Source organism: Amycolatopsis sp. NPDC004079 (assembly GCF_040610415.1).
GTDB lineage: Bacteria > Actinomycetota > Actinomycetes > Mycobacteriales > Pseudonocardiaceae > Amycolatopsis > Amycolatopsis halotolerans.
On the sequence record NZ_JBEXMH010000005.1, the window covers coordinates 273,587 to 284,241 of the forward strand.

The window sequence follows — 10,655 nt, forward strand, 5'->3', positions numbered from 1 at the left end:
CGGTGGCGGCGGCCGGGGTCGGCTTCTTCGGGGCGGCGACTGGCGTGTGGAGGTTGCGGCCTGAAGGGCTCGGCTTCTTGGGCGCGGCAACGGGAGTGTGGAGGTCGCGGTTCGTCGCGGAGGTTGGTTTCTTGGGTGCCGCGACTGGCGTGTCCAGGTTACGGCTCGAGGGGTTTGGCTTTGTGGGCGCGGCGACCGGGGTGTGGGGGGCGGTGTTGTCGCGGGAGCGCGGGGCAGGGGTGGGCTTGGTGCTGATCGGCTTCGCCGAAGCGGGGGACGGCCCGTTTTTGGATGGCTTGGGGGTGGTGTCGCCCGAGGTCGGCTCCCCAGTTGGGGCGGGCTTCGCGCTGGTGGCCGGATCCGGCGAGGGGGCAGTGCTTCGACCGGGGTTCGGTGACGGGGCAGGACTCGGGTTGTCCGAGGGATTCGGGTTGGCAGGGCGGTCCGGGCTCGGAGCGGTGCTCGGGTTCGGACTGATGGATTGGTGCGGACTCGGACTGGCCGTCGTCTGGCTGGGATCGGCAGCGGAACTCTGAAGGGGACTCGGGGCGGGGGAGTGCGAGGCGGGCTGCGCTGTGGGGTTCGGGCCGTCGACGGCGGTCTTCGGGTCGGGGCTCGGGGTCGAATCGATGCCTTTGACACTGGTCGACGTCGGCGGCGGGACCGGCTTGGGGTCCGCGGTGGCGGTCGGGTTGGCGGAGGTGTTGGGGCTGGTGCTGTTCGAACCTGTGTTGGGGTTCGGGGTGCGGACGGAGTCGGGGGAGGAGTTCGTCCCCGGGGCGCGGTTGGCGGCCGGGCTCGGGGCGGTGGTGACGTTCGGGCCGGGCGACGGGTTCGAAGAGACGTTGATGTTCGTCGCGGGGGCCGGGTTGGTGTGGGTGGACGGGGTTGCGGTGGTCTCCAGACCGGGGCGAGCCGTCGGGGTCGGGGAGTGGTTCGCCTGACTGGGGTCGGTGGTGGAGTGCGGGGCGGTGTCCGCGCTCCGGTTGCCGCCGAAGCCGGGGAGGCCGGTGTCGTGCTGTGGGGTGGGCGTGGGGGTGCCGTTGGCGGAGGGGTGGTTGCCAGCGGGAGGAAGGGCCTGGCCGTTCGTGCCGGTGGAGTTGGCTGGGTTTCCGGTTTTGGCGGCGTCCGACGTTGACGGTGTCGGGGTTCCGGCGGTGTCCGGCGGCGGAGTGGGGGTGCCGGTTTTGACCGAGTCCGGTGTGGACGGGGGCGGGGCGGCGTGGTGATCGGTGTCGTGTCCGCCGTGGTTGGTCGGGGCGGCTGGGCTGGGGTTCGTGCCGGGAGCTGGGTTGGTGTTGGTTCCGGGGTTGGTGTTCGTCCCCGGGTGGGTGGTGGAGGCGGAGCTCGGGCTGTTGCCCTGATTGCTGTTCGTAGCGCTGGGGCCGGGGCTCTGGGGGCTGTTCGTGCTGGAGTTGCCGCTCGGGCTGGGGGTGGCGGCCGGGGGGTTGGAGTTCTGGTTGCCGGTCGGGCTGGTGGTGCCGCCCTGGTTCTCGGTGCTGGTTCCGGGCGGGTTCGAGCTGGTGGCGGGGGTGCTGTGGTTGGCGGTGCCGGGCGAGTCGGTGCCGCCAGCGGGGTTCGTGTTGCTGCTGGGCGAGTGGGGGCTCTGGTCGGGATTGCTGGCCGAGCCGTTCTGGGGAGCGTTGGTGCCAGTGGGGTTGGAGACGTGGGTTGCGTCGTTGCCGCTGGGGGCGTTCGGGTTGGTCGCGGAGTGGGAACCGTTCGCCGGGTCCTGGCTTCCGGTGGAGTTAGGGCCTGGGGAGGTGGCGTTGTCGGCTGAATGCGAGGTGCCCGGGGAGCCGTTCGCTGAGCCGGAGTTGCCTGTGGAGCTCGGGTTGCCGGTTGACTGTGAGCCGCTGGGGGAGCTGGCTGCCGAGTCCGGGTTGCTCGTTGAAGTCGAGTTGCCGGTGGTGTTGGGGCCAGGGGAGGTGTTGTCACCAGTTGGGTGGGAGTTGCTTGGGGAGGTTGAACTGTGCGTCGAAGGGGGGTTGCCGGTTGAAGTGCTGTCGCTCGTCGAGTGCGAGCCGTTTGCGGAGTTAGCGACGCCTGAAGGGTTGGGGCCGCTGGACGAGTTCTGGCCGCTCGCAGAGTTGGGGCCGGCGGTGGAGTTGGGGCCGCCGGTTGAAGGGGAGTTGCCGGTGGAGGCACCGCCGGTGGTGGAGTTCGGACCGCCTGCCGAGGTGGGGTTGCCGGTGGAGTTGTTCGGCGGGGTCTGGTTGTTGGCGGTGGGGTTGCTCGCCGGAGGCTGATTCGTTGTGGTGGAGTTGGTGTTCGGCGAGTGGGCGTTGTTCTGGCCTTCGCCGTGGGGGGTGTTGTTGCCCGAACCGCCGGTGCCGTTCGAGCCGCCTGGGCCAGCGCTACCTGAGCCACCGGGACCGCCGGAGCCACCAGATCCGTTGGAGCCGCCTGGGCCACCCGGGCCACCGAAGCCACCCGAGCCGCCGGAGTTGGCAGGCGGGGTGGGGCCGTTGACCGGGCCCACCTTGATGTTCCCGGTCCCGTCGGCCCCGCCGGGATCGTTCGGGCCCTTCTGCTGACCGCCGTCCTTGCCGCCGCCGTTGAGTTTGTCGTGCAGGTTCTGCCCGGCGTGGTGGGCGCCGTGGGTGGCGGCGCCGCTGAGCCCGCCGTTGAGGGCTCCCCAGCCCAGGCTGTCCAGGTCTCCGCCGAAGAGTCCGGCGCCGGCCAGGCCGACTACCACCTCGGTGGCCGCTTCTACGCCTGCTGCGCCGAAGACGTTGTGGCCCCACTTGCCGAGGCCGCTGTGCGCGCCCGCGGCGAACGCGCCTCCGATGGCTCCCAGGGCTGCGTTTTGGCCGATTTGTTTCCAGTCGAAGCCATCCCGGTTGCCCTGCGCGATCTGGATGAACTCGGCCAGCATCTCCTCGGCCGCTTCTTCCGCGGCTTCCTGCGCGGCCTCTCGCGCGACCCTCGACAGCAGGCTCATCAACCGCGACATCAGGGAGCGTTCGATCTGCATCACCGCGGTCCGGCCGGCTGCCCAGATTCCTGGGATCAGCGGTGCGGTGAACGGGTTGGTCATCGCCCAGATCAGGTCCGCGGCGGTGACCGCGATCGAAATGAGAATGCCGTATTTGGCGTTTTCGACGTTCAGGGCGTATTCGCGCAGAGCGGCGGCTTGTTGCTGGGCTCGGTAGGAGAAACCGGCGCCCATGGTGCTGAGTTTGTTGGCGTAGTCGGCGAAGTTGGTCGCCACGTCTCCGCCGACGTTGGAGACGACCTGTTCCGCCAGTTGGCTGAAACCGGTTCCCGCGGCGGAGATCTGCTGCGCGACTTGGTCCCATTCGGCGGCCAGTTCGCGCGCTTTGTCCTCGTCGCCCTGCGGCCAGGCGTCACCCGCGATGATGTAGAACACCCAGTTCAGGCTGGGGTCCACCATGAGGCTCATCGCGGGGGCACCTCCTTACGCGGAACGGCAAATCAGGAAATGGGTTCTTCCGGGGTGATCGCGGGCTGAGCGGGGATCGACTTCGTCGGGGCCCAACCCGTGCCTTCCGCCGCGGGCAGCCAGCGCTCGGCGGGCTCCAAGGGGGTGACTTCGCCCTCGGGGGTTTCCATCTTGTCTTCGACCGCGTGAACTGGCTTTTCCGAGCGGACGAAGACGGTCGACTCGGTCGGCTGCAGCGGGGTCACGACCTTTTCCTGAACCGGGCGTTCAACCGCCAGACGCCTCAACTGCTGAGGTTCCTCGCCTGGTTTCGACGGCAGCGGTTCCTCGCCCCGGTCAGGGATTCGCGCCCGGACGCTCTTTGCTGCGGTCCAGCCCTCTTCCTTGCCGAGCAGTTTGCCTTGGATTCGCACGCCGCGCTGGTACTCAGTCGGCGGTGCCTCGGAGCCAGGGTCAGCTTTGCGGACCTTGTGGTTGAGGTCGGTGAAATTCTTGAACAGAGCGTTGGAACCGTCATAGGCACCCTGGTCGGCCTCGCGGAACGACGTCGCCATGTCGCCGATCGCGTCGCGCGTCGCTTCCACCGCCAGCGCCCAGGCATTGATGCCGTTGTAGATCTCGCCCGCCGACTGGATGTGCGTCTTCGAGAACTCGTTGCCGTTCTTGTCGTTTCCGGCCGCGTCCTGGATCCGGCTGGGGTTCGCCAGGCTTTGCACCAGCTGGGCGAGCGTGCGCAGTTCGGCGCTCTTGCCGTCGAAGCCGTCGCGGCCGCCGTCCAGGCCGTCGGCGTCGACGAAAAACTGGTCTGTCATGACAGATTCCCTTCGTCGAATCCCGGCACTCGCGCCGAGAACAGGGCGTTGACGTCCACTTTTCCGCTCATCAGGTCCTGGGCCGAGATGCCTGGCGGAAGCATGGGGGCCATCAATTCCGCGGCCGCGGCGACGGATTTCTGGCGGGCGGCGGAGATGGTGTGCACGATCACTGAAGCGAGTTCCGCGGGTGCCATGCGTTTGTAGGCGCTGGTGGGGAAGGAAAGTTCGGTCAATTCGCCGGTACGGCCGACGGTCGCGGTCACCTCGCGGCGGGCGGAAGTGACGGTGCTGGTGGCGGTTTCGATGTCCTGGCGCGCTTGGTCGAAGTGGTCGCGTTGGTGCTGATAGGCGGCCATCGCGTCTTCGAGCATCTTTTCGTGGTGCGAAGTCATCGGTTTCCTCCCGGGGTCAGCCGACCGAGGCCAGGCCGGGGCCGAGGGCCATGGCGCCGGTGTCGGGCGGGCGGATGCCGCGCAGGTCGGCGGCGGCTAGCGTGCGGGACGCGGCGGCGGCCGAGAGGGTGCGGGCGAGTTCGTGCGCGGCGTGCGCGGTGTGGTCGGAGGCTGCGGAGAGTTCGTGGGCGAGTGCGTCCCGGACGTCGTCGGGGACCTCGTGGCCGCGTCGGACCAGCAAGCGGACCGCGATTTCGGCTAGTTCGTCCACTGTGTACTCGGCGAGTTGCCAGCCGTACGGGAAGGCGTCGCGCAGGGTGGGCAGTTGGGCGAGCAGTTCGCCGACGCGGTCGCTTTCGCCGGTGAACACCACGACCGGGTCGGCGGGGCGTCGGGAGACCATTTCGGACAGTGCTTCCAGGGCTTCGATGCCGGGGGTGTGCTGCGAGGTGTCCCAGTCGCCGTCCAGGTCGACGACCAGGGTGCCGCCGGACGCGTCTTCCACCGCGGCGCGGACCAGGTGTTCGGCTTGGCCCGGCCATTGCGGTGACAGTTCTTCGGCGAGGTTGCGGTGAACCAGTTGTCCCGTGGGAGTCATGCCGAATTCCGAGAGGATTTGCGCGTATAACTGAGCGTACTCGGAGCGTCCGGTGCCGCGTTTGCCGCTGATCACCAGGTTCGCTTGGTGGCCCAGCGGTTGCCGTTCGTGGGTGAGGCGGCCGAGTTTGAGCAGCAGTCGTTCGGCGTTCTCTCGTACCGAGTTCTGGCCGACCAGTCCGCTGAGGCGTTTCCAGCCCGCGCTGGTTTTGACCGCGGCGGCGGGGTCGGCGGTGACCGAAACGGAAGACTTGGCCGCGGAAGGCAGTTGCGTCAGCTCGGCTTGCAGGTCGTCGGCGGTGAGGCGGTTCAGCTCGATGTCTTTGGACGGCGGGTACAGCGCCAGCCGCGACGCCTGGTTGTTCACCATCGCCTCGAACAGCTTGCGCGCGACGCGACCGTTGCCGAACGTCGAGTTCTTCGGCACCCGCTCGAAATACTCGCGCAACGCGGCCAGCGCGTCGTCGGTCATTTCGTAGTAGTGCTTGCGGGTCAGGCCGGTCGTGATGGTGACCAGTTCGTCGACGCTGTAGTTCGGGAATTCGATGGTGCGCGTGAACCGCGAAGCGAGACCGGGGTTCGACTGCAGGAACTGCTCCATCTGCTCGGAATAGCCCGCGACGATCACCACCAGCGAATCGCGCTGGTCCTCCATGATCTTCATCAGCGCGTCGATGGCTTCCTGCCCGAAGTCCGGGCCGGAACCGCCGGTCGGCGCGCTCAGCGTGTACGCCTCGTCGATGAACAGCACCCCGCCGACGGCCTTCTCCACGACCTCGGTGGTCTTGATCGCGGTGGACCCGATGTACTGGCCGACCAGGTCCTGGCGGGCCACCTCGATCATGTGCCCCTTCGACAGGATGCCCAGTTCGGCGAGCACCGTGCCGTACAGCCGGGCGACGGTCGTCTTGCCCGTGCCGGGCGGGCCCGCGAACACCAGGTGCCGCGACATCGGCGGCATCGGCAGGCCCATCCGCTCGCGCATCTGCGACATCTTGATCAGGTTGATCAGGCCGGTGACCTCCTTCTTCACCCCGGCCAGCCCGACCAGCGCCTCCAGGTCGCCCAGCGGGCCTTCGAGCACCTCGCCAGCGGCCTCGCTCACGGTCTGCTCCGCGACGTCGCTGGCCGGACCGGCCAGCACTTCGAGCGGGCGTGCGGAATCGGTGAGCAGGTTGTCGACGTCCGCGTGTTCGCCGCTCACGAGTTCGCCGGAGGCGTCGTTGACCACGCAGTCCCGGATGCTGACCGGTTCGGTGGTTTCCACGTGGAAGCCGTCCTCGCCCGCACCGAGGACCTCGCATTCGGTGAACGACGCCTGAGCGCCGACGTACACGCCGTTGCCTCGCGCATTGCGCACCCGGCAGCGGGAAGCGGTCAGCGCCGAGCCCGCGGCGACGGTGATCCCGTCCACTGTGGAGTCGATGACCTCGCAGTCCTGCAAGGAGATTTCCGCGGTTCCGGAAATGTGCAGGCCGCCGCCGCGCACCTGCACCGACTTCGCCGAGGACGGCGCGCCGCCAGCGAACGAGACCGCCTTGTCCGCCGTCGAGTCGACCCGAATGTCGGTCACCGTCAGACGGGCGTCCTCGGTGACCTGCACCCCGGCTTCCCGGCCAGTGTCGATGGAGGCGTCGGCAAGGTCCAAGGTGGACTGTCCGGAGAGGACGATCCCGACGCCGCTGTCCGGCGTCATCCGCAGCCCGCCGACGGTCACGGCGGAATCCGCGCTGACCGACATCGCGGTGTGCGTAGAACCCCGAACGGTGGCGCGTTCGAACCGCGGCCGCGCCTGGTCGTCGACCAGGATCGTGACCGGTGAACCCTCGAAGGTGCAGTCCACGAACTGCGGCGCGGCGGTTCCGGTGGCCTGCACCGCGTTCGTGCCAGCCCCGGCGAACACACACTCGCGCAGCAGCGGTTCGGCGGACGCGGCGATGTGCGCGGCCTGCATCGGCGCCGACCGGAACTGCGACGACGCCACGGAAACTCGGCCCTTGCTGGTGACGTACAGGTCGACGTTCGCACTGTCCCGCACGGTCAGCCCAGTGATGGTCGCGCGCCCCTGCTGTTCCACGACCATCGCCGGTTTCTGCGCGCCGACGATCTCGCACTGCTCGACAATCGCGACCGCTTCGCCGTTGACGCACACCCCGTTGCCCGCCGCGCCCCGCACCGCGCAACGGCGCAGCAGCACCGAACCGGTCTCGGCCACGACCACGCCGGACGACGCGGCATCGACGATCTCAGTGTCCTCAATGGCCGATTGCACCGGCGAGGCGATCACGACCCCGGCGCCGCCGGTGCTGGTCACCGTGCATCCGCGCAGTGCGAGCGAACCCTCCAGGCGGGCCAGCAAAGTCGCCCACGAATTCCCGGACAGCCGGCAGCCGTCCAGCGCCGCCTCGCCGCGGACAACGTCCACAGTGACCAGTTGGTCGTCGGCACCGGTCAGGATGAATCCGCTCAACTGCACCGCTTCGGCGTTCGCGACGAGCACGCTTCCGGTGCTCGCCGCGATTTCCACGGTGCCCGCGCCTTGTTCGGCCACCAGCGACACCATCCGGTTCACCACGAGGTTCTCCTCGTACCGTCCCGGGTGGACGCTGATCGTCGCCCCCGGCTGCGCCTGCGCCAGCGCCGCGCCGATGGTTCCGAACGCACCCGGCCGGTCGCCGCCGACCACGAGCAGCTGTCGGTTCATCGTCTCCGCCTCTCCGCCTCTCCGCACTCAGGCCAGGCCCGGGAGCGCCCCGAACCGCTCCGCCGCCTGCTCGTCCATCACGGTCCGGACCAGGTCCTCGCCCGCTTCCGCCCACGTCTCGAGCTTCTGCCGGAGCGAGTTCATCGCCAGCTCGTCCAGCGACGCCCGGTCATTCGCGACCCGGCCGGTCTCGTCGATCTCGCTCGCGGTCAGTTCCCGCAGCAGCACCGCACCCCGCGCTCCCGCGGCCGGTTTGCGCGTTTCGAGCACCTTGAAGCTGGTTCCCGGCACGAACAGCACCCGGTTTTCGACGCCGCCCTCGCTCGGTTCCAGCAATTTGGTGCGTCGTCCGGTGATCGACCACACCAGCACGTCCGTCTCGCCGTCCACAGTGGACGACGGTTGCGTCAGCGCGTTCAGGAAGCCCCATTCGGTCAGCACTTTCCGCCCGTCCAGCAGCGGCCACACCGGCGGCGGCAGCTCGGTGGCGAAAGTGGCCGGACCGCGGTGCGAGGGCAGGCGGCTCAGCCCGGCCACGACGCATCGGGCGACCGGCACGTGCGGACCGTTCGCGCCGCGCCGCAGCCCGGCGTCGATCGTGGACCCCTTGGGGGACAGGTAAAGCTGCACGGCCACCGCGTCGGTCAGCACCTCGGCCGAGGACGAGGTCGACAGCACGCCTTGGAACCCCGGGTGTTCGGACAGGATCCGCGCGACGGTGTTCGACATCAGGCCGTACTCCGCGCCGAGCGATTTGCGCAGCCACTGGCGTTCCTTGTCCGCGCCGCGTTTGGGCAGCAGGGCGGTCGATTCCGCGCCGGGGGTCTCCTGGAAGCGCAGGTCTGCCGAGGGTTTCGGCGCGGGCTCCGGCTTGTCCGAAGCGGACACTGGGCTGGACGGCGTGGGCACCTTCTCCGCGACCGGGGCGGCGGGCTTGGCGACCGGCGGTTCGACGGGCTTAGCCGGGGCGACGTCCGCCGGAGCGATGCGGCTGACCGGCACCGCTGCGGGAGGAGCAGCGGAGGCCTTGGCCGGGGGAACAGCCGGAGCGGCAGGCACAACGGCAGGCGCAACGACGGGCGTGACCACGGGGCTAGGAGCAGCGATCGCCCCAGGAACCTCCGTAGGCGCAGCAATCCCCAACGCCGCCGGAGCCGCGGGCAAGTAAGCCGCCGGAGGAGCCGCGGCAACAACCGGCGCCGGATGCCCGGACTCGATCGCCTCCAACGCCCGAGTCACCACCCGAGGTCGCGCACGCTCCGCGAGCAACGCAGCAGCAGGCAACACCCGGCTCATCCGGCGAGTCTCCTCATCCAGCCGCGCCAGCAAATCCTCCGCCAGCAACCGCATCCGCGACACCGAGCCCTCGTCAGCCGCGTCAAAGGTCAGGTTGTGCACCGCGGCGTCAAGAGTGATCTCGCGGACCGCGGCCGTCGACGGACCGTCCTGCGGCGGACGCACCAGCAGACCGGACTGCACGACCTCGACCACCGCGTCCGGCGAGTACCAGTACACCGCGGGGGAGACCTGGTCGAGTCCGTGGATCGGCGGACGGTGCGACAGCAGCTCAGGCAAGACGGCGGCCGAGCCTGGTTCGTACCCGAGTTCGGTGGTGAACGGACGCCAGCCGAAGCGCCCGTCGTGCATCACGGTCCGCAGCGTCGGCAGCTGCGGCGAACCGACCGGCACGCCCGCGTAGAACGCGACCGGCTTGCCGAGCAGGTCCGCCAGCGCCTGCCCGATGGTGGCCTCGCCGGGCACCGACATCGGGCCGTACTGCACGAACCGCGCCTTGGCCCGCACCTTCTCCGGCAGTTGGACCCACAGCCGGGCCGCGTCGTCCAGCGCCAGCGGCGGGCAGCCGGGGCAGCCCAGGACGATGGTCATGGTGTCGTGCTGCGCGGGCATCCGGGAGATCAGCGCCGTGCGATGGTGCCGTTGAGGAGCGTCGAAACCGACCGGACGGACCCACAATCCGCCCGGCAGCGGTTCGGCGACCCCGCGCGAACTCGTCGGGGTCAGCTCGGCGGCGATCCCGGAATCCCAAGCCGGACGCGGGAACCGCTTCGCCTCCCAAGCCGGCGGACGGCCCGGCCGGAAGCGCACCCAGCCGCCGCCGCGTCCGGCGTGGACGAACAGCGCGCCGCCCGCGCTCGGGATCACCGAACCGTCCGGCGCGAGCACCGGGCGGTTGATCCGCTCGGCCAGCCACTGCCCGGCCAGCGCGGTCGTCTCGCGCGAGCGGCCGCCGATGACCAGCCGCACGCCGCGGCGGCGGCGGGGGAGCGCCTTGGCCACCGATTCCCACATCGCGATCGGCGAATCGACCGGCAGGTCCACGACGACCAGGTCGTGGTCGGGATCGGCCGCGACGCCGAGCGCGAGCGACTGCGCCTCGCCGGTCATCCCCTCCGCGAGGTGCACGACCAGCGCGTTGCCGACGGTCTTCTTCTCCAAAGCGCCGTCGCCGCGCCGGATCAGCGAGAGTTCCATGGCTGCCTCCTTCTCAGACTCGGCGGCCGACGGCCGGAGCCGCGCCCGTGTGGTGCGCGATCAGCCCGTACACGAAGAACCCGACCGCGATCAGCAGCCCGAGGACCAGCCCGACGAGCAGGCCGACCCAGGCCCGCCGGGCGGGCACGTCGAGGTGGCTCGCGTCGCCGAGCACCAGCGCCGAGGTCATCCGCCCGATCAGGAACGAATACGCCTCGACGTGGTCCTTCTGCGTCTGCACCATGTCA

Annotated in this window: 9 protein-coding genes; 4 read left to right on the forward strand and 5 right to left on the reverse strand. The window is 69.6% G+C overall.

Annotated elements, in window-relative coordinates:
• Positions 1 to 182: 182 nt before the first annotated feature.
• From ABZX37_RS08035 to ABZX37_RS08050, 4 genes are all read left to right on the forward strand, one after another.
• Positions 183 to 536 (forward strand): hypothetical protein, encoded by a 354-nt coding sequence (locus ABZX37_RS08035; protein ID WP_354737158.1) that lies wholly within the window; start codon positions 183 to 185, stop codon positions 534 to 536.
• Between the two features lie 93 nt (positions 537 to 629).
• A complete protein-coding gene (locus tag ABZX37_RS08040) occupies positions 630 to 944 on the forward strand; it encodes a hypothetical protein (RefSeq protein WP_354737160.1) in 315 nt (104 codons plus the stop codon).
• A 420-nt stretch (positions 945 to 1,364) separates the two neighbouring features.
• On the forward strand, positions 1,365 to 2,249 hold the full coding sequence (locus ABZX37_RS08045; protein ID WP_354737162.1) for a hypothetical protein: 885 nt from the start codon (positions 1,365 to 1,367) through the stop codon (positions 2,247 to 2,249).
• Between the two features lie 320 nt (positions 2,250 to 2,569).
• The gene (locus ABZX37_RS08050; RefSeq protein ID WP_354737164.1) at positions 2,570 to 3,475 is read left to right on the forward strand and encodes a hypothetical protein; all 906 of its coding nucleotides are present in this window, start codon (positions 2,570 to 2,572) and stop codon (positions 3,473 to 3,475) included.
• On the opposite strand, the gene ABZX37_RS08055 is transcribed toward ABZX37_RS08050, so the two are convergent.
• Genes ABZX37_RS08055 through ABZX37_RS08075 form a run of 5 tightly spaced genes read right to left on the reverse strand, consistent with a single transcriptional unit; the run spans position 3,439 to position 10,651 of the window.
• Positions 3,439 to 4,218: a hypothetical protein gene (locus ABZX37_RS08055; protein WP_354737166.1), complete on the reverse strand. Its 780-nt coding sequence runs from the start codon at positions 4,216 to 4,218 to the stop codon at positions 3,439 to 3,441. The two genes, ABZX37_RS08050 and ABZX37_RS08055, sit on opposite strands and share 37 nt — an antisense overlap.
• Positions 4,215 to 4,613: a YbaB/EbfC family nucleoid-associated protein gene (locus ABZX37_RS08060; protein WP_354737168.1), complete on the reverse strand. Its 399-nt coding sequence runs from the start codon at positions 4,611 to 4,613 to the stop codon at positions 4,215 to 4,217. The genes ABZX37_RS08055 and ABZX37_RS08060 overlap by 4 nt, the downstream gene beginning before the upstream one ends.
• A gap of 16 nt (positions 4,614 to 4,629) precedes the next feature.
• Positions 4,630 to 7,914: a right-handed parallel beta-helix repeat-containing protein gene (locus tag ABZX37_RS08065; protein ID WP_354737169.1), complete on the reverse strand. Its 3,285-nt coding sequence runs from the start codon at positions 7,912 to 7,914 to the stop codon at positions 4,630 to 4,632.
• A gap of 27 nt (positions 7,915 to 7,941) precedes the next feature.
• Positions 7,942 to 10,407, reverse strand: a complete 2,466-nt coding sequence (locus ABZX37_RS08070; protein WP_354737171.1) for a hypothetical protein — start codon at positions 10,405 to 10,407, stop codon at positions 7,942 to 7,944.
• A 13-nt stretch (positions 10,408 to 10,420) separates the two neighbouring features.
• Positions 10,421 to 10,651 carry a type VII secretion protein EccB gene (locus ABZX37_RS08075; RefSeq protein ID WP_063631965.1) on the reverse strand — a complete coding sequence of 77 codons (231 nt, stop codon included), beginning with the start codon at positions 10,649 to 10,651 and terminating at the stop codon, positions 10,421 to 10,423.
• Positions 10,652 to 10,655: the final 4 nt, after the last annotated feature.

What these genes read in the sequence shown, in the direction of transcription:
- ABZX37_RS08075 (WP_063631965.1), bottom strand. Translation starts at nt 10,651, where the DNA reads ATGGTGCAGACGCAGAAGGACCACGTCGAGGCGTATTCGTTCCTGATC.
- ABZX37_RS08070 (WP_354737171.1), bottom strand. Translation starts at nt 10,407, where the DNA reads ATGGAACTCTCGCTGATCCGGCGCGGCGACGGCGCTTTGGAGAAGAAG.
- ABZX37_RS08040 (WP_354737160.1), top strand. Translation starts at nt 630, where the DNA reads ATGCCTTTGACACTGGTCGACGTCGGCGGCGGGACCGGCTTGGGGTCC.
- ABZX37_RS08055 (WP_354737166.1), bottom strand. Translation starts at nt 4,218, where the DNA reads ATGACAGACCAGTTTTTCGTCGACGCCGACGGCCTGGACGGCGGCCGC.
- ABZX37_RS08065 (WP_354737169.1), bottom strand. Translation starts at nt 7,914, where the DNA reads ATGAACCGACAGCTGCTCGTGGTCGGCGGCGACCGGCCGGGTGCGTTC.
- ABZX37_RS08060 (WP_354737168.1), bottom strand. Translation starts at nt 4,613, where the DNA reads ATGACTTCGCACCACGAAAAGATGCTCGAAGACGCGATGGCCGCCTAT.